This is a genomic window from Streptomyces sp. Ru71 (genome assembly GCF_002920535.1).
GTDB lineage: Bacteria > Actinomycetota > Actinomycetes > Streptomycetales > Streptomycetaceae > Streptomyces.
Genome location: NZ_PQSS01000056.1, coordinates 32,747 through 49,357, shown reverse-complemented (window position 1 = coordinate 49,357; position 16,611 = coordinate 32,747). Strand labels below are relative to the sequence as shown.

The following is a 16,611-nucleotide window of genomic DNA, read 5'->3' as shown; positions in this document are numbered from 1 at the left end:
GTGCCGTGGCTGGCGCAGTCCTGGGAGTCGGCGGCGACGCCTCACGGTTCACCTTCCATCTGCGCCCGGGCGTCACGTTCAGCGACGGCACCCCGGTGGACGCCGCGGCGGTCAAGCAGAACCTCGACGCCGTGGCCGCGCTCGGCGCCAAGTCGATCCTCGGCTCGGGGTTCCTCCAGGGCTACCGCGGCACCAAGGTGCTGGACGCGCGGACCGCCGAGGTCGACTTCGCCGGCCCCAACGCGCAGTTCCTGCAGGCGACGTCGACGCTCACCCTCGGCCTGCTCTCCCCCGCCACCCTGCGCCGCCCGGCCGACCAGCGGTGCACCGGGCCGCTGATCGGCTCGGGTCCCTTCACGCTGGACGGCTACACGCCGAACAAGTCGGTGGAGTTGAGCCGGCGCAAGGGCTACGCCTGGGGCTCTCCGCTGTGGAAGAGCCAGGGACCCGCCCGCCTGAACAGGATCACCTTCCGGGTCGTCCCCGAGTCGGGCGTGCGCTCAGGCAGCCTCAAGTCCGGTCAGGTCGACGCCATCGCCGGCGTCGCTCCGCAGGACGAGAAGGGTCTCAAGACCCAGGGCCTGACCGTCGTGGGCCGCCCCAACCCCGGCGTGCCCGTGGCGCTCAGCGCCAACACCGCGAGCCCGGTCGCCCGGGACATCGCCGTACGGCGCGCGCTGCAGGCCGCCGTCGACCGGCAGGAGGTCGTCGACACCGTCCTGAGCCCCAGCTACCGGCCCGCCACCAGCTCCCTGGCCAGCAGCACCGACGACTACGCGGACAACTCCGCACTGCTCGGGCACGACACGGCACGGGCCTCGGCCCTGCTCGACCGCGCGGGATGGCGGCCCGGACCGGACGGCATCCGGGTCAAGGACGGCAGGCGCCTGGACCTGACGGTGATCCTGGGCACGAACTTCGGCCCCAACCAGTCGGCGCTCGAACTCATCCAGCAGCAGGTGAGGAAGGCCGGCATCGGCCTCACCCTGAAGGTCCTCTCCATCGCCGACTACCAGAAGGCAAGGGCGGCCGGCGACTACGACCTGGCGTGGGGCAACGGCACCCGCACGGACCCCGACATCCTGCGGACGGCGTTCTCCGGGAAGCTGCTCAACCTCTCCCGGATCCACGACCCGGAACTGGAGCGCTCCCTGGACGCCCAGGCGGCCACGGCCGACCCGGAGCGACGCGCGCAGGAGGTCGCCAAGGCGCAGCGCCGCGTCCTCGAACAGGCCTACCAGATCCCGGTGTTCGAGATGACCAGTGTCTTCGGGCTCGCCCGCTCCGTGCACGACCTCCAGTTCGACGCCTCGTCCAGGCTGCAGTTCCACGACACCTGGCTGTCCTGACGGCTCCCCGAAGGCGATGATGAGGAACTATCTTCTGCGCAGGTCGGCCCAGGCGGTGCTGGTGCTCTGGGCCGCCTACACCGTGTCGTTCGCGGTGCTCCACGTACTGCCGGGCGATCCGGTGACGATCATGGCGGCGGGGGGCGGGGACGCAGGCGCCGTGACGCCGCGGCAGATCGCGGTCCTGCGCGCGCAGTACGGCCTGGACCGGTCCCTGCCCGAGCAGTACGCGGACGGGCTCGGGCACGCTCTGCGGGGCGACTTCGGCAGCTCGGTGCAGACCGGCGAACCCGTGGCCCGCATGATCGCGGACGCGCTGCCGGCCACCCTCCAGCTCACCGCGGGCGCCCTGCTCCTGGCCCTCCCGCTGGGGGCCGGGGTGGCCCTGCTCGGCACGTACACCCGGCGCCGCTGGCTGCGGCAGCTGCTGCTGTCCCTGCCGTCGGCCGGGGTGTCGGCGCCCACCTTCTGGGTGGGGCTCACGCTGGTGCAGGTGGTGTCGTTCCACTGGGGGCTGCTGCCCGCGTTCGGCAACGAGGGGATCGGCTCGCTGGTGCTGCCCTCCGTGACGCTGGCGCTGCCCGCCGCCGGGCTCGTCGCGCAGGTCTTCGCCAAGAGCCTGCGCACGGCCCTGGACGAGCCGTACGTCCAGACCGCCCTGGCCAAGGGGGCGGGCCGGGCCCGGGTGCACTTCGCGCACGCGGCGCGCAACGCACTGGCCCCGCCGCTGACGGTCGCGGGCGTCCTCGTCGGGAGCGTGCTGGCCGGGTCCGTGGTCGTGGAGAGCGTCTTCTCCCGCACCGGCATCGGCCGGACCACCGCCACGGCGGTCACCACCCAGGACATCCCCGTCGTCCAGGGGCTGGTGGTCTTCGGGGCGTGCGCGTTCGTCCTGGCGAACCTCGTGGTCGACGTGGTCCACGCGTTGCTGGATCCGCGCATCGCCACCGGATCGCGGCCGGTGGTGGCCTCATGACCGACGCCACCACCGAGGACCCTCCCGTCCTCGACGAGGCCGTACGCCCGCCCGGTGCGACGCGGCCCGCGGCGTCCCGGGCCCGCCGTACCGCCGTGTTCTGGCTGGCCAGGCCGGGGCTGGTGCTGTCGGTCGCGCTGGTCGGGCTGGTCCTGCTCGCCGCGTTCTTCCCGGCCCTGTTCACCTCCCGCGACCCGCTGGCGGGCGTACCGCCCGAGAAGCTCCAACCGCCCGGCTCCGCCCATCTGTTCGGCACCGACCAGCTGGGCCGGGACCTGTTCGCGCGGGTGGTGCACGGGTGCGCGCTCACCCTGCGGGCCACCACGCTGGCGGTCGCGGTGGGCCTGGTGGCGGGGTCGCTGATCGGGCTCCTGGCCGGTTACCTGGGCGGCCGCGCCGACAGCGTGCTCATGCGGCTCACCGACGTCCTGCTCGCCGTGCCCGGGCTGCTGCTCTCCCTCGCCCTGGTGACCGCGCTGGGCTTCGGCACCGTGCAGGTCGCCGTCGCGGTGGGCGTGACGAGTGTCGGCATGTTCGCCCGGATCATGCGGGCGGAGGTCCTGCGGATCGCGGGCACCGCGTACGTGGAGGCCGCGCGGGCCGGCGGCTGCCGCTGGTACACGGTGCTGGCCCGCCATGTGCTGCCGAACGCCGCCGCGCCCGTGCTGGTGTACGCGGCCGTCGACTTCGGCGGGGTGGTGCTCCAGGTCTCCTCGCTGTCCTTCCTCGGCTACGGCGCCCGGCCCCCGCAGCCCGAATGGGGCTCGCTGGTCGCCGGGGGCCGCGACTACCTCGACTCGGCCTGGTGGCTGACCACCCTGCCCGGACTCACCATCGCGGCCACGGTGCTGGCCGCCAACCGCATCGCCCGCGCCCTGGACGGCGAGACCGAGGAGACACGTTGACGACCCGACCGTCGCTGTCCGCGCCCCTGCTGGACATCGAGGACCTGCTGATCTCCTACCGCACCCGGACCGGCCTGGTCCCCGCCGTGCGCGGCGTCAGCCTGAGCGTGCGTCCCGGGGAGGTCGTCGCACTGGTGGGCGAGTCGGGCTCGGGCAAGAGCACCACCGCGCACGCGGTGCTCGGCCTGCTGCCGGCCGGCGCCCGTGTCGAGGGCGGCGCCGTCCGGCTCGACGGCACCGACCTGGCGGGCGCCGGCGAGGCCACGCTGCGCGCTCACCGCGGCCGGACCGTCGGCCTGGTCCCGCAGGACCCCATGGTCTCCCTCAACCCGGTGCAGCGGGTGGGCCGGCAGGTCGCCGAGGTGCTGCTGATCCACCGGCTCGCCCCCGACCGGGACACGGCTCGCCGGCGGGCGGTGCACCTGCTCGGCGAGGCCGGACTGCCCGATCCACACCTGACGGCCCGCCGGTATCCGCACGAACTGTCCGGCGGCATGCGCCAGCGCGTCCTCATCGCCGTCGCCCTGGCGGCACGTCCCCGCCTGCTCGTCGCGGACGAGCCCACCAGCGCCCTGGACGTCACCGTGCAGCGCGCGATCCTCGACCACCTCGGGGCGCTCACCCGGCAAGCGGACACGGCGGTCCTGCTGATCACTCACGACCTCGGCGTCGCCGCGGACCGCGCCCAGCGCATCGCCGTGATGTCGTCCGGCCGGATCGTGGAGTCGGGTCCCGTGGACGACGTACTGGGCGCCCCGCAGCACCCCTGCACCCGTGCGCTGCTGGCCGCCGCACCGGCGTTCGCCCCGCCGCGACGCCCGACGACGGCCAGGACACAGGCCCGGGCGACGGCCGCTCCGAGTAAACCCGGGCCGTCGCCGTCGTCCCGTGCGGCGGACCTGCTCGTGGCGGAGGACCTGGTGAAGGAGTTCCCTGCGCGCCGGGCTCCGGCGCGGCGGGCCGTGGACGGTGTCAGTCTGCGGATCGCCCGGGGCGAGACGCTGGCGCTGGTCGGCGAGTCGGGCTCCGGCAAGTCGACCACCGCGCGCCTGCTCGTACGCCTCACCGAGGCGACCGGCGGACGGATCACCTTCGACGGCGAGGACGTCACCCGGCTGCGGGGAGCCGGGCTGCGCCGGCTGCGCCGCCGGATGCAGATCGTCTACCAGAACCCGTACGCCTCCCTCGACCCGCGTCTGCCGGTCGCCGAGATCGTCACCGAGCCGCTGCGCGCCTACCGTCTCGCCGGCCGTGCCGAGCGGGCCCGGCAGGCCGCCGACCTGCTGGACCGGGTGCGGCTGCCGGCGGCGCTGCTGCGGCGGCGCCCGGCGGAGCTGTCCGGGGGGCAGCGTCAGCGCGTGGCGATCGCCCGTGCGCTGGCGCTCCGGCCGGACCTCGTGGTCTGCGACGAACCTGTCTCCGCGCTGGACGTCTCGGCCCAGGCCCAAATCCTCGACCTGCTCATGGAGCTCCAGCGCGAGTCCGGGATCGGCTATCTGTTCATCTCCCACGACCTGGCCGTGGTCCGCCGTATCGCCGACCGTGTCGGTGTGATGCGCCACGGCCGGCTCGTCGAGTGCGGCCCGGTCGAGTCGGTGTTCACCGCGCCTCAGCACCCGTGGACGGAGGAGCTGCTCGCGTCGGTGCCCGGGGCCGGCCGGGGGTTCATCGTGCGGTGAACTGCCCGGCTCCCTATGAGACGTCCGGTAGTTGACGCACCGTCACCGTGTGCGGGGTGAGCCCGCGCAGCGCGGTCGCGGCCGCGTAGCCGGGCGGGGCGGGGGCGTCGCGTACGCTCCACCCCGCCGGGTGCGCCCCGGTGTCGGCCTCGCCCAGATAGTCGGCGGCGAGGCCCCGGGACAGCCCGGTGCCGAGGGCCTTGAGGTACGCCTCCTTGCGGGACCACAGCCGGGAGAAGGCCCGTGCCCGGTCCGCCTCGGCGACCTGGCACAGCTCGGCACGCTCGCGCGGGTGCAGCCGCGCCAGGCAGGCCTCGACCGTGCCGAGGGAGCAGACCCGTTGCACGTCGGCGCCGACCTCCGTGGCCGCCACCGCGACCGCGACCACGCCGTGGCTGTGGGAGAGGGAGAAGTGCACCGGAGCCGGGGCATCGCACAGCACCGGACGCCCCCTGGGCCGCGAGCCCTCGCCCACCGCTCCCGCCCGGCCCAGCCGCAGCGCCTCGGCCGGCACCCCGGTGTAGCCGGCGAGCACGCGCCGCAGGGCGAGGTGGGCCGCCACGTACCGGGCACGGCCGCGCGGGGTCGCGAAGGTGGCCGCACGCCGTCGTTCGGTGTCGTCCAGCAGCCGCCACGCCCGGGCCAGGGCGTCCTCGTCGAGGTCCGGGGTGCGCAGCAGCCACAGGTCGACGGCTGCCTCGCCCGGAACGCTGGTCCGCCGGGTCATGGGCGTACGTCCTCCTGGGCGCCGTGGGCCTCCTGACCGCCCTGGGCTCCCGGCCCGCCGTGGGCTTCCCGCCGGCCTGGGGCTCCCGCCCCGCCCTGTGCCTCATGACCTTCCGCCGACCGGATCTCACCGCCGTGCGTCGCGCGCCGGGCGCAGCGCCGGTGTGCGAGCGCCGCGGCGCAGCCCGCGGCCAGCGAGACCAGCCCGCCGGTGAGCAGCGCGGACCGCACGCCCCAGCGGTCGGTGAGCGCGCCGACGAGCACGGCGCCGAGCGGGGTGGAGCCCTGCAGGATGAGGGTGTAGAGCGCCAGCACCCGGCCGCGGTAGCGCGGATCGCTGCCGAGCTGGATGTAGTGGTTCGCCGCCTGGGCGAAGTAGATCGCGGTGAATCCGGTGAGGAAGAGCAGCGCCACCGCCGCCGCGTACGACGGCGCCCGGCCGACGGCCGCCTCCACGGCCCCGAAGGCGATGGCCGACCCGGTCACCACACGGGCGGCGGGCCGCCCGCGGCGGGCGGTTGTCACGAACGCCGCCGCCAGTGAGCCGGACGCGAACGCGGTCGTCAGCAGGCCGAAGGAGGAGGCGTCGGAGTGGAACACCGACTTCGCCAGCAGGGGCAGCGTCAGCTGGAAGTTCATCCCGAACAGCCCGACCGCCCCGACCAGCGCCATCGGCACCGTCAGATCCCCTCGGCGGGCCGTGTGACGCAGTCCGTCGAGAACCCGGGCCCGGGTCGTGTCCCGCGGCGCCCGGTGCAGTTCGGCGGGGCGTATCAGGCGCAGCCCCGCCACGGTGGCGCCGTAGCTGGCGGCGTTGACGAGCATCGTCCAGCCGGTGCCGGCGGCGGTGATGAGCAGGCCGGACAGGGCGGGGCCGACGACCCGGGCGGCGTTGAAGTAGGCGGCGCTGAGGGCCGAGGCGTTCGGCAGCAGCTGCGGGCCGACCAGTTCGCTGACGAAGGCCATCCTGGTGGGCACCTCCACGGAGTTCGCCATGCCGAGGCCGAGGGCGAACGCGTAGACGTGCCACAGGCGGACCGTGTCCGTGAACACGAGCAGCGCGAGCAGCAGGGCGAGGGTGCCCGAGGCGAGGTTCGCGGCGGTCAGGAGCGCGCGCTTGTCGTGCCGGTCGGCGAGCCGCCCGCCGTGGAGCGTGAACAGCAGCAGGGGTATGAACTGCAGGGCCGTGACGGTGGCGAGCGCGGGGCCGGAATCGCCCGTCAGGCCGAGGACGAGCCAGTCCTGGGCGACGACCATCATCCAGGTGCCCGCCACCGACACGATCTGACCGGCGGCGAAGAGCCGGAAGTTGCGTACGCGCAGCGCGCGGAACGCCTCCCGGACGTGTCCCGTCACGGGCCCGCGTCCGTGACGGGAACGTGGGACGCGGCCGGGCGGCCCGGCCCCCGCAGACACTCCTCGACGAACGCGAAGACCCGCAGGTGGTACGTGCGTGCGGCCCAGCCGAGGCTGATGTTGTGCCCGGCGCCCGGCATCCGGTCCACGACCACGCGCGGCGCGGCGGCCAGCCGGCCGACGACGTCGGCGACGTCCTCGTCACCGTGCCGCCACCACGCCTCGTGCTCGGCGAAGGTCAGCCGTACGGGCACCCGGACCCCCGGCAGCATCTCGGCGGACAGCCGCTCCCAGGCGCCGACGGAGTCCACCTCGCGCTCCGGCATCGGCGCCACGACCGTCGCGCTGGCCTGGAAGGTGCCGGACGGATACAGGCTCAGCGGCCCCCAGTTGAGCCGCCGTACGCTTCGGCCCTGCCGCACCTGCTCCGGCGGTACCGCGAGCCGGGTGCCGCATCCGGAGACGTCCAGCCCCAGCAGGTCGTCCGGGGCGTGTTCGGCCGCGAGCAGGAAGGCGAGCTTGCCGGCGAAGGAGTGGGCGAGCAGCAGCACGCCACCGCCCGCCCCTTCGGCGGAGGCCAGCTGCCGTACGGCGGCGGCGACGTCGGCCGCCTGCTCGGCGAGGGTCCGGCCGGCGGGCAGCTGGGCAGCGGACGCGCCGTAGCCGGGGCGGTCCAGGGCGACGACCCGGTAGCCGAGGTGTGCGCCGAGGGTCAGCAGGGACAGGTCCGGGTGGGCCTGACCGTCGAAGTAGCCCGCGCTCATGCCTCCTCCGTGCAGGGCGACGACGAGCGCACGCGGCGGGCCGTCGGGTGGATCGCTCTGCAGCCCGGAGAGGGTGAGGGGACCCGCCGCCACCGTGATGCGGCGCACGCCCGGGGAGACGGGGGCGGCCGGCGGTGTGCCGAGGGTGGGTGGGGCCGCGATGGCCTCGGCGGTCAGGCCCTTGTCGACGGCCACGGCTCTCCACTCCCTGTAGGTCGCGCGGATCTCGCGTATCAGCATCCTTGGGGCGGGATGGCCGTTCAAGCACCGCCGCCACAGGTCTGTGTGAGGTTCCGCAGCTCTGCTCCCTCTTCGTCGGGGAACTGCCTCGGACAGGTCAGAGGCCGGTCAAACGGGCCGGTGCTGGATCCGGCGGGCGGCGTCGCGGTGGTGACGGAGTGTCTCCCGGAGGCCCGGGATGCGGGGTTCGCCGTTCTCGACGAGGAAGCGTCCGCCGACGACGGTGTGCCACGCCCCGGTGGGGCCGCCGTGCAGGAGGGCGGTGACCGGGTCGCCCAGGGCTCCGGCGTAGGGGAGGGTGTCCATGCGCCATACGGCGAGGTCCCCGCAGGCGCCGTGGCGCAGCACGCCGATCTCGCCCTCGCGGCCGATGGCCCGGGCTCCGCCGCGGGTGGCCATCCACAGGGCGTCGCGGGCCGGCATCGCGTCGGCCGTGCCACCGCGCAGGCGTGCCAGCAGCATGGCTGTCTTGGTCTCCAGCCACAGGGACTGGTGGTCGGCGGCGGTGGCGCCGTCGCAGCCGATGCCGACGGCGACGCCGGCGTCGAGCATCTCGCGTACGGGGGTGGGGCCGCCGGGGAGTCCGCCGCCGATGACGGTGGAGCTCGGGCAGTGCGCGACGCCCACGCCGCGTCCGGCGAGCAGGGCCGTCTCGGCGGTGGAGGGGTAGACGACGTGTGCCAGCCAGGTGCGGTCGGTGAGCCAGCCGAGGTCGTCGAGGACTTCCAGCGGGCGGCGCCGGTAGCGGGCGGTGACGAAGGCGTGTTCCTCGGGGTCGTCGGCGACATGGGTGTGCAGCCGGACGCCGAGGCGTTCGGCGAGCTCGGCCGTCCTGGTCATGGTGGTGGGGGTGCAGCTGAGCAGGTTGGTGGGGCCGAGGGCGACGCGGACCGTCGAGGACGGCGCGGGGTCGTGGTGGCGGGCGACGAGCCGCTCGCAGTCGGCGAGGAAGGCGTCCTCGTCCTCGGCGAGGTGGTCGGGGCAGATGCCGCCGTCCCGTTCGCCCATGGTCATGGTGCCGCGGACGGCGGTGAACCGCATGCCGATCCGGGCGGCTTCGTCGATCTGGGCGTCGACGAGAGCGGGGCGCGGGTGGAGGTAGAGGTGGTCGACGGTCGTGGTGCATCCGGAGCAGGCGAGTTCGGCCATGCCGATCGCGGTGGACAGCCGGACGGCCTCCTCGTCCAGGCGTGACCACAGGGTGAAGTAGTGCCAGAACCAGGACTCCAGGCTGCCGTCCAGGTCCGGCCGGTCGCCGGAGCGGGTGAGGTTCTGGTACAGGTGCTGGTGGGAGTTGACCAGTCCGGGTGTGACCAGGCATCCGCGGGCGTCGACGACCCGGCGGGCGGTGGGCGGCCGGTCGGTCGCGGCCCCGGTCGCGCTGATCAGGCCGCCGGTGACGGCGACCCAGCCGCCGGGCAGGTCGCCCAGGTCCTCGTCCAGGGTGACGACGAGGTCGGCGTCGCGGATGAGCAGGTCGGCGGTCGTCACTCCTGTGCCTCCGGGTAGTCGTCCAGGATGCCGAGCACCGCGGCGGTCGCGGCCACCGGGTCACCGGCCCGTACGGCTTCGAACAGCGAGGTGTGGAAGGGGTCGTCGCCGGCGTCGTCCATGCACTGGTTGGCCTTGACGGTCTCCCACAGGGCGTCGCTCATGTTCCGGTAGAGGTCGCTGAGCAGCGGGTTGTGGGAGGCCTCGGCGATCCTGAGATGGAAGTCGACGTCGGCGTCGGTGAAGGCGTCCAGGTCCCCGGCCCGGCCCGCGGCCTCCCGGCGTTCCATGGCCTCGCGCAGCGCGGCCAGGTCGTCGTCCGTGCGCTGGGTGGCGGCGAGTCGTGCGGCGACCACGTCCAGGCCGCGCCGGACGGCGAGGATGTCCGCCGTCCTCGCCCGGTCGAAGTGCCGGCGCAGCGCCACCTGGCCCTCGTCGGTGGCGGTGACGTAGGTGCCGTCGCCCTGCCGGGTGGTGAGCAGTCCGGCGTGGACCAGGACCCGGACGGCCTCGCGGACGGAGAGCCGGCTGACGCCGAGGGTCTCGGCGAGCTTGCCCTCCGGTGGGATGCGGTCTCCGACCTGCCAGGTACCCCGGGCGAGTTCCGCGCGCAGCTCGTTGATCACCGTGTCGACGATCGACACCCGTCCTACCGGTTTCATGCGTCCCCTCTTCCCAGTCATCTGATGACTTGATAACCATATGGCTCTCCGGCGACGGAGAGCCAGCCCTTTGACCCGACTCGAAGGGAGGCGCTGGCATGTCCCACGCCCTGTTCACGCGCATCCGCCCCCATGGGGGCGATCCCCATGACCTGCTGGTGACCGACGGCCGTGTCGCGGCCGTCGATCCCCGCACCCGCCCTGACGACTGCGTCGTCGTCGACGGAGGCGGGGCGCTCGCCCTGCCCTCCCCCGTGGACGCGCACATCCACCCCGACAAGTCGGCCTGGGGCGGCCCCTGGTTGAGCCGCGAGCCCGCCGGCAGTCTGCGCGAGCTGATCGCGGCGGATGTCGCCGCCCAGCGCGAGATGGCCGCCTCGGTGCGCGAACGCGCCGGCGCCCTGATCGCCCGGGCCGCCGGCCGCGGCACCCGGGCGATGCGCGCGCACGCCGATGTGTCACCGGTGCACGGCCTGACCCATGTGCACGGCGTCCGCGCCGCCGCCGCTGCCGTCGCACCGGCGATGGAGCTTCAGGTGGTGGCGTTCCCCCAGCTCGGTCTGCTCACCGAGCCCGGCACCGCCGACCTGCTGGAGCAGGCCGTCAAGGAGGGCGCCGACGTCGTGGGCGGGCTCGACCCGGTCGGCGTCGACGGCGACCTGGAGGGGCATCTGGACGTGCTGTTCGGCATCGCCGAGCGCACCGGCGCCCCGATCGACATCCATCTGCACGACCGCGACCGGGCGGGCCTGCGGCAGATCGCCGAGATCGCCCGCCGCACCCGGGCGGCGGACATGCGGGGCAGGGTGACGATCAGCCACGCGTTCTGCCTGTCCGACTGCGACGCCGCCGAGTTGGAACGCGTCGCGGACCTGCTGGCCGACGCGGACGTGGCGGTGATCACGTGCGCGCTGGGCGGCGAACCCGTCGTGCCCTTGTGGCCGCTGGTCGAGCGCGGTGTGCGGGTGGCCGTCGGCTCCGACGGTGTGCGCGACGCCTGGACCCCGTTCGGGGACGGCGACATGGTCCGGCGGGCCCATCTGCTGGCGTACCGCACCGACGCCCGTACGGACGAGGAGCTTCAGGCGTGCTACGCCGTGGCGGCGCACGGCGGCGCGGACGTGCTGGGCCTGGAACGCGCCGGCCTGCGCGTCGGCGACCCCGCCGACTTCCTGCTGATGCCGGGTGACTCCGTCGCCCAGGTCCTGGTCGACCTCCCCACGCCGGCCATGGTGGTGCGGGCCGGGAACGTCGTCGCGCGCGACGGCCGCCTCCAAGGGGGTGCCGGGTGAACCCCCGCCGGCCCGCGCTGCTCACCTGCGCCCTCGCGCTCGCCACGGCGACGGCGTGCAGCACCGTGCCCCCGGGAGGCGACCAGGTGACCGGCACGGCGGCCGACCTCGCCACCACCACCGCGCCGGCGTCCCACGGCGTGGACCGGATCACCTGGAACCTGCCCTACGAGCCGCAGACGCTCGACCCGATCCGCTCCTTCAACTACGCGGAGAACACCGCGCTGGCGAACATGTGCGAGAGCCTGCTGCGGCTCACCCCCGATCTGAAGATCCGCCCCGGGCTGGCCGAGAAGGCCGAGAACCCCACGCCCACCCGGTGGGTGTACACCCTGCGCAAGGACGTCAGGTTCTGGGACGGTCACCCGATGACCGCCGCCGACGTGGCGGCCAGCCTGAACCGCCACCTCGACCCGGCCCAGGGCACCTGGTGGAGCGACTACTTCCAGACCGTCGCCTCGATCAGGGCGACCGGCCCGTACCGGGTCACCGTCGATCTCAAGCAGCCCGACGTGCTGTTCAACCAGGCCATGGCGACCGCCGCCGGCGCGGTGGTGGAGAAGTCGTTCCTGCGCACGGCCGGCCAGAGCCTCGGCTCCCCCACGGGCGGACTGATGTGCACCGGCCCCTTCCGGTTCGCCGGCTGGAAGCCCGGCGACTTCCTGCGCCTGACCCGCAACGACACCTACTGGGACCGCACACTGCGGGCCACCTCACGGTCGCTGGTGTTCCGCTTCATCGCCGACGAGACCACCGCGGTCAACGCCCTGCGCTCCGGTGAGGTCGACGGACAGTACTTCTACCTGCCGCCCGCCGGACTGAGCCAGCTGCGCGCCTCCCGCACGGGATCGGTCACCCTCGGCCGCTCCCTCACCTTCTGGACCCTGCTCGGCGCCGCCACCTCCGGTCCGTACGCCGACCCGCGCGTACGCGAGGCCCTTGCGGCCGCGCTGGACCGGCCCGGCATCGCCCGGGTCATCTTCCAGGGGGCGGCCGCCCCGGAGAGCACCCTGGCCAACGCCGACTACTGGGGCTACTCCCCCGACGTCTTCCGCAGCGCCCACGACGCCCTGCCCGGCGCCCGCCCCGATCCGGCCCGCGCCCGGCGGCTCCTGCACGACGCCGGCCCGCCCTCCCACGCTCTCACCATCGGCATCCAGGGCAGCTCGGCGGTGCACGAGCAGACCGCGAGCATCATCAAGGCCGCCGGGGAGGACCTCGGGCTCCGCATCAGGATCAAGGTGATCCCGGTCGAGCAGTACGGCAACCTCTACAGCGACCCCAAGGCCCGGCAGGGCATCGACGCCTTCCTGAGCACCTGGTACGGCAACATGCCCGACCCGCTGGACGTCTACCGGGTCTTCACCAAGGGCGGCCGCTCCAACTTCGACGACTACGCCGCGGTGGACGGCCCCGTACGGCAGGCCCAGGCCGCCTACGCCCCGCGGGAGCGCGCCGCGCTGGTCGGCGCCATCCAGGCCACGGTCAGCCGGGACGCCCCCTGGACGCCCATCGCCTCCCTGCCCGTCATCCTGTACATGAACAAGCGCATCACCGGAGCGGTGGCCTCCTTCTCCTACCTGTACTACCCCTGGGCCGCCGGGATCGGTGCGCCATGAGGTGGCCGGCGTTCCTGGCGCGGCGGGCGGCCGCCCTCGCCGCGGTCCTCGTCGTGGCCTCGTTCCTGGTGTACGGGCTGCTCTACACCGTCCCCGGCGGTCCGATGGCCTTCCTGCTCGGCAACCGCAGCGGCACCCCCGAGCAGATCGCGGCGGTCCGTCACCAGTACCACCTCGACGAGCCGTTCCTGACCCGCTACTTCAGCTGGCTGGCCGACGCGCTGCACGGTGACTTCGGCCAGTCCCTGGTCTACCGCCAGGACGTGTCCGACCTGATGTCGAGCCGGCTGGCGACGACGGGGCTGCTGGTGCTGTACGCCACGGTGATCATCGTCGTCGTGGGCGTGGCCCTGGGCCTGCTCGGGGCGCTGCGCGGCGGCCCGGTCGACACCGTGGTGTCGGTGGTGAACAGTGTCTTCCTGGCCACCCCGACCTTCGTCGTGGGCGTGGTGCTGGTCGTCGTCCTGGCCCTGGACCTGGGCTGGTTCCCGGTCTTCGGCCCGGGGGCGGGGCTCGGCGACCGCGTCTACCACCTGACCCTGCCCGCCGTCGCCCTGAGCCTGGGCAGCGCCGGTTTCCTCGCCCGCATCACGCGCAGCGCGGTGGGCGCGGAGCTGGGCCGCGAGCATGTGGAGACGGCACGCAGCCGCGGTTTCACCCAGTCCCACATCGTGCGCCGGCACGTGCTGCGCAACGCGTCCATCCCCGTGGTGACGGTCACCGGACTGACCGTGGCCTCGCTGATCGCGGGCTCCGTGGTCGTGGAGAACGTCTTCGCGCTGGACGGACTCGGCTCGCTGCTGGTGCGGGCCATTCTCCAGCGGGACTTCGCCGTGGTGCAGGGCGTGGTCCTCGTCCTGGTCGCCGCGTTCGTCATCGTCAATCTGGTGGTCGACCTGTGCTACGCGCTGATCGACCCCCGACTGTCTCCCCGGGAGGCGGCATGAGGACACGTCTGGGCCCGGCGGGCCTGACCGCCGCGGCGGTGCTCGTCATCGTCGTCCTGGTCAGCGTCTGCGCACCGCTGCTGGCCCCCTACGACCCCGATCGTCCCGACCTGTACACCGCGCTGACCGGCAGCACCGGCAGCCATCTGCTGGGCGGTGACGCGCTTGGCCGGGACATCCTGTCGCGGCTGATGTTCGGGGCCCGTACGACACTGGTCGGACCGCTCGTCATCATCGCGCTGTCCACCGTGGTGGGCACCGTCCTCGCGATCACCGCCGCCTGGTGCGGAGGGCGGGTCGACGCCGTGCTGTCCCGGCTGCTCGACGTGCTGTTCGCGGTGCCCGGCATCGTGTTCGCCCTGGTGACCGTGGCCGTGACCGGCCCCGGGATGACGGGTGTGGTGGCCGGGCTGGCCGTCGCGTACACGCCGTACGTGGCACGTGTCGTGCGGGGTGCGGCGCTGCGGGAGCGCAACCTGCCCTATGTCGCGGCCGCCTGGCTGCAGGGCAGGTCGGCCCTCGCCATCTGCGCGCGGCATCTGCTGCCCAACCTGCGGCCGCTGATCGTGGCCCAGTCGGTGTCGGCGCTCGGCTTCGCCGTCATCGACCTGGCCGCGATCTCCTTCCTGGGGCTGGGGGTTCAGCCGCCGGACGCCGACTGGGGGCTGATGGTCAAGAGCGGTCTGGACGGGGCGATGCGCGGGCAGCCGATGGAGGCCGTCAGTGCGAGCGTGCTCATCGTGCTCGTGGTCGTCGCGGTGACGGTCCTCGGCGACCGGATGGGTGCTCATCGAGGGAGTGCGCGATGAACGACAACCTGCTGGCCGTGGACCGGCTGCGGCTGGAGGTCCCGGCCGGGCGAGGGCAGTGGCTCACCCTCGTCGACGACGTCAGCCTCGCCATCGCCCCCGGAGAGGCCGTCGGCCTGGTCGGCGAGTCAGGGTCCGGCAAGTCGATGACCGCGCGTTCCGTGCTGCGGCTGACCCCGCCCGGCGCACGGCTGACCGGGTCGGTCACCTTCGCCGGCACGCCGGTGCTCACCCTCGGGGCGCGTGAGCTGCGCGCCCTGCGGGCACGCCGGATCGCGATGGTCTTCCAGGACCCCCGCGCGCACATCAACCCGGTGCGCAGCATCGGGGACTTCCTCACCGAGGCGATGGTCACCCACCTCGCGGTACCCGCCGAGCGGGCCCGCGCCAAGGCCGTACGCCTCCTGGCGGACGTCGGCATCACCGACGGCGAGCGGCGGATGCGGCAGTATCCGCACGAGTTGTCAGGCGGACTGCTGCAACGCGTCATGATCGCCTCGGTGCTGGCGATGGAACCCGACCTGGTGCTCGCCGACGAGCCCACGACCGCGCTGGACGTGACCACCCAGTCGGAGGTCATGGCCGTCCTGGACGAACTGCGCCGCGACCGGGGCATGGCCATGCTGCTGATCACCCACGACATCGAACTGGCCGCGGCGACCTGCGACCGCATCGGCGTCATGTACGCCGGGCGGATCGTGGAGGTGCAGTCCGCCGAGGCGCTGACCGCGTCGCCCCGGCACCCCTACACCGGCGGCCTGCTGGCGTCACGGCCCGGCATCGACCGGGTCGTCCGTCCGCTGCCCGTCATCCCCGGCCGGGCGGTCGCGGCCTTCGAGGCGGGCGACGGCTGTGCCTTCGCCCCCCGCTGCCAGGTCCGCACCGACCGGTGCGAGACCGCCCGGCCCCCGCTCACCGCGGTGGGGACCGCCCGAGTCGCCTGCATACGAGCGGAGGAACCGTGACCGAGATCCTGGTCAGGGCCGAGGGGCTGCGCAAGGTGTACGGGAAGGGCAGGGTCGCCGTCGACGGTCTGTCCTTCACCCTCGACCGGGGTGAGTCGCTGGCCGTGGTGGGCGAGTCCGGCTCGGGCAAGACCACCGTCGCCCGCATGCTGCTCGGACTGGAGACCCCCACCGCCGGCACGATCGATGTCTGCGGGCGTCCCCGCACGGGCCGCGCCGGCAGCGCCGAACGGCGCCGCAGGGCGCGGGAGATCCAGATGGTCTTCCAGGACCCGTACTCCTCACTGGACCCGCTGCAGCGCGTCGGCGACGTCGTCGAGACCGCCCTGGCCCTGCACTTCCCGCTCGGCCGGCAGCAGCGGCGCGGCCGCGCCCTGGAGCTGCTGGAGGCGGTGGGGCTGACCGGCCGGCACGCCGCGATGCTGCCCCGTCAGCTGTCCGGCGGCCAGCGGCAGCGGGTCGCCATCGCCCGGGCGATCGCCGTGGAACCGCGGGTTCTGGTCCTGGACGAGGCGGTCGCCGCGCTGGACGTCTCCGTGCAGGCGCAGATCCTCAACCTGCTGTCCGACATCCGCGAGCGCAGCGGCATCAGCTATGTGTTCATCTCGCACGACCTGGCGGTCGTCCACCAGATCAGCGACACGGCGATCGTGATGTCCGGCGGCCGGGTCGTCGAGCGCGGGCCCACCGCGCGGCTGCTGAGCGCCCCCGAGGAGGAGGACACCCGAGCGCTCCTGGCGGCGATCCCCCGCCCCGGCTGGCGCCCCCGGCGCCGCCCGCCGGCCGGGACCGTGCCTTCCACGGGCCTGCGGCCGCCCGGCTGAGGGAGCG

The 16,611-nt window shown here is 73.9% G+C and carries 15 protein-coding genes; 10 read left to right on the top strand and 5 right to left on the bottom strand.

Features of this window, described 5'->3' with window-relative positions:
- From C3489_RS27065 to C3489_RS27050, 4 genes are all read left to right on the top strand, one after another.
- The coding region (locus C3489_RS27065; RefSeq protein ID WP_258054958.1) for an ABC transporter substrate-binding protein at nt 1-1,349 on the top strand (1,349 nt) is incomplete at its 5' end.
- 19 nt (nt 1,350-1,368) lie between these two features.
- Nucleotides 1,369-2,325 (top strand): ABC transporter permease, encoded by a 957-nt coding sequence (locus C3489_RS27060; protein ID WP_103784697.1) that lies wholly within the window; start codon nt 1,369-1,371, stop codon nt 2,323-2,325.
- A complete protein-coding gene (locus C3489_RS27055; protein WP_103784693.1) occupies nt 2,322-3,230 on the top strand; it encodes an ABC transporter permease in 909 nt (302 codons plus the stop codon). The genes C3489_RS27060 and C3489_RS27055 overlap by 4 nt, the downstream gene beginning before the upstream one ends.
- Complete coding sequence (locus tag C3489_RS27050) at nt 3,227-4,909, top strand: ABC transporter ATP-binding protein (RefSeq protein WP_219821981.1); 1,683 nt, start codon at nt 3,227-3,229, stop codon at nt 4,907-4,909. The genes C3489_RS27055 and C3489_RS27050 overlap by 4 nt, the downstream gene beginning before the upstream one ends.
- Before the next feature lie 13 nt (nt 4,910-4,922).
- Here C3489_RS27050 and C3489_RS39895 read toward each other — a convergent pair whose 3' ends face one another.
- The 5 genes from C3489_RS39895 to C3489_RS27025 form a co-directional block, all read right to left on the bottom strand.
- Entirely contained in the window at nt 4,923-5,636 is a 714-nt protein-coding gene (locus C3489_RS39895; RefSeq protein ID WP_103784692.1) for a 4'-phosphopantetheinyl transferase superfamily protein, read from the bottom strand.
- Nucleotides 5,633-6,991 carry an MFS transporter gene (locus C3489_RS27040; protein ID WP_219821980.1) on the bottom strand — a complete coding sequence of 453 codons (1,359 nt, stop codon included), beginning with the start codon at nt 6,989-6,991 and terminating at the stop codon, nt 5,633-5,635. The genes C3489_RS39895 and C3489_RS27040 overlap by 4 nt, the downstream gene beginning before the upstream one ends.
- Entirely contained in the window at nt 6,988-7,863 is an 876-nt protein-coding gene (locus C3489_RS27035; RefSeq protein ID WP_103784694.1) for an alpha/beta hydrolase, read from the bottom strand. Before C3489_RS27035 ends, C3489_RS27040 begins: the two co-directional genes overlap by 4 nt.
- 240 nt (nt 7,864-8,103) lie before the next feature.
- Complete coding sequence (locus C3489_RS27030) at nt 8,104-9,486, bottom strand: amidohydrolase family protein (protein ID WP_103784691.1); 1,383 nt, start codon at nt 9,484-9,486, stop codon at nt 8,104-8,106.
- A complete protein-coding gene (locus tag C3489_RS27025) occupies nt 9,483-10,148 on the bottom strand; it encodes a FadR/GntR family transcriptional regulator (RefSeq protein WP_103784690.1) in 666 nt (221 codons plus the stop codon). The genes C3489_RS27030 and C3489_RS27025 overlap by 4 nt, the downstream gene beginning before the upstream one ends.
- 98 nt (nt 10,149-10,246) lie before the next feature.
- On the opposite strand from C3489_RS27025, the gene C3489_RS27020 reads away from it, so the two are divergent.
- Genes C3489_RS27020 through C3489_RS26995 form a run of 6 tightly spaced genes read left to right on the top strand, consistent with a single transcriptional unit; the run spans nt 10,247 to nt 16,604 of the window.
- Nucleotides 10,247-11,440, top strand: coding sequence for an amidohydrolase (locus C3489_RS27020; RefSeq protein ID WP_103784689.1), 1,194 nt, complete (start codon nt 10,247-10,249; stop codon nt 11,438-11,440).
- On the top strand, nt 11,437-13,059 hold the full coding sequence (locus C3489_RS27015) for an ABC transporter substrate-binding protein (RefSeq protein ID WP_103784688.1): 1,623 nt from the start codon (nt 11,437-11,439) through the stop codon (nt 13,057-13,059). Before C3489_RS27020 ends, C3489_RS27015 begins: the two co-directional genes overlap by 4 nt.
- The gene (locus C3489_RS27010; RefSeq protein ID WP_103784687.1) at nt 13,056-14,006 is read left to right on the top strand and encodes an ABC transporter permease; all 951 of its coding nucleotides are present in this window, start codon (nt 13,056-13,058) and stop codon (nt 14,004-14,006) included. Before C3489_RS27015 ends, C3489_RS27010 begins: the two co-directional genes overlap by 4 nt.
- A complete protein-coding gene (locus C3489_RS27005) occupies nt 14,003-14,815 on the top strand; it encodes an ABC transporter permease (RefSeq protein ID WP_103784686.1) in 813 nt (270 codons plus the stop codon). The genes C3489_RS27010 and C3489_RS27005 overlap by 4 nt, the downstream gene beginning before the upstream one ends.
- Nucleotides 14,812-15,780: an ABC transporter ATP-binding protein gene (locus tag C3489_RS27000; RefSeq protein ID WP_103784685.1), complete on the top strand. Its 969-nt coding sequence runs from the start codon at nt 14,812-14,814 to the stop codon at nt 15,778-15,780. Before C3489_RS27005 ends, C3489_RS27000 begins: the two co-directional genes overlap by 4 nt.
- Entirely contained in the window at nt 15,777-16,604 is an 828-nt protein-coding gene (locus C3489_RS26995) for an ABC transporter ATP-binding protein (RefSeq protein WP_103784684.1), read from the top strand. The genes C3489_RS27000 and C3489_RS26995 overlap by 4 nt, the downstream gene beginning before the upstream one ends.
- Nucleotides 16,605-16,611 lie beyond the last annotated feature (7 nt).

Coding starts and splice junctions, on each gene's coding strand:
- C3489_RS27060 (WP_103784697.1), top strand. CDS start 1,369: ATGAGGAACTATCTTCTGCGCAGGTCGGCCCAGGCGGTGCTGGTGCTC.
- C3489_RS27055 (WP_103784693.1), top strand. CDS start 2,322: ATGACCGACGCCACCACCGAGGACCCTCCCGTCCTCGACGAGGCCGTA.
- C3489_RS39895 (WP_103784692.1), bottom strand. CDS start 5,636: ATGACCCGGCGGACCAGCGTTCCGGGCGAGGCAGCCGTCGACCTGTGG.
- C3489_RS27025 (WP_103784690.1), bottom strand. CDS start 10,148: ATGAAACCGGTAGGACGGGTGTCGATCGTCGACACGGTGATCAACGAG.
- C3489_RS27020 (WP_103784689.1), top strand. CDS start 10,247: ATGTCCCACGCCCTGTTCACGCGCATCCGCCCCCATGGGGGCGATCCC.
- C3489_RS27010 (WP_103784687.1), top strand. CDS start 13,056: ATGAGGTGGCCGGCGTTCCTGGCGCGGCGGGCGGCCGCCCTCGCCGCG.
- C3489_RS27005 (WP_103784686.1), top strand. CDS start 14,003: ATGAGGACACGTCTGGGCCCGGCGGGCCTGACCGCCGCGGCGGTGCTC.
- C3489_RS27000 (WP_103784685.1), top strand. CDS start 14,812: ATGAACGACAACCTGCTGGCCGTGGACCGGCTGCGGCTGGAGGTCCCG.